This window comes from Paracoccus sp. S4493, assembly GCF_000967735.1.
Taxonomy (GTDB): Bacteria; Pseudomonadota; Alphaproteobacteria; order Rhodobacterales; family Rhodobacteraceae; genus Paracoccus; species Paracoccus marcusii.
Map to the genome: position 1 here is coordinate 1 of NZ_JXYF01000359.1, position 674 is coordinate 674.

The window sequence follows — 674 nt, forward strand, 5'->3', positions numbered from 1 at the left end:
GCGCAGCGCGCCGCCCTGTGCCATGGCGACCAGAATATCGTGGTCGCGGACCTCCAGCACCTGTCCGGGCTGGGCCGACGGGTTGCCCTGCGCGGGTTCCGCCCCGCCCACCAGCAGGATGCCACGACCGGTCCGCAGGCGCGGGCGCAGCATCGGGTTCCAGTAGGGGCCGTGGTCCAGTGCACGGACCAGCCGCGCCTGGCTGTCGGCATCCTGCGCCGGGTCCAGCGTCGACGCATGCGCAGGGCGGTCGATCCGCATGTGCCGCTTCACTGGCGCGTGGGGCTGAGCCGAGCCCTGATCGTCGCCCCGTTCCAGCATGTCGATCAGCTGGGGCAGGCTGCTCAGCGCTGCTTCCCAGCAGCGGGCGTTCAGGGTCAGGGCGGTGTCGTCGGGTGCGATCTGGACCGGCACGCGCAGCAGGACCGGGCCTTCGTCCACGCCGCCGCTGATGCGGTGCCAAGTGATCGCGTGGCTTTGCACCCCCTCCAGCAGCGCCCAGATCGGGGCGTTCAGCCCGGCCCGTTCGGGCAGCGGACCGTCGTGGAAATTGACCGCCCCCCGCCGCGCCAGGGCCAGCGTCTGCGCCGGAATGACGGTCAGGTTCGCCACGCTGAGGATATAATCGCATTCCGCCACAGGACCCACCGGCAGGCCCTGCGCCCGCGCCGCCG

General features: G+C 72.1%; 1 protein-coding gene. It reads right to left on the minus strand.

Going from position 1 to position 674, the window contains the following annotated elements:
* Window positions 1-674 (minus strand): formyltransferase family protein (locus tag TW83_RS17725; protein ID WP_045984112.1); only part of this gene is annotated, 674 nt, incomplete at both ends.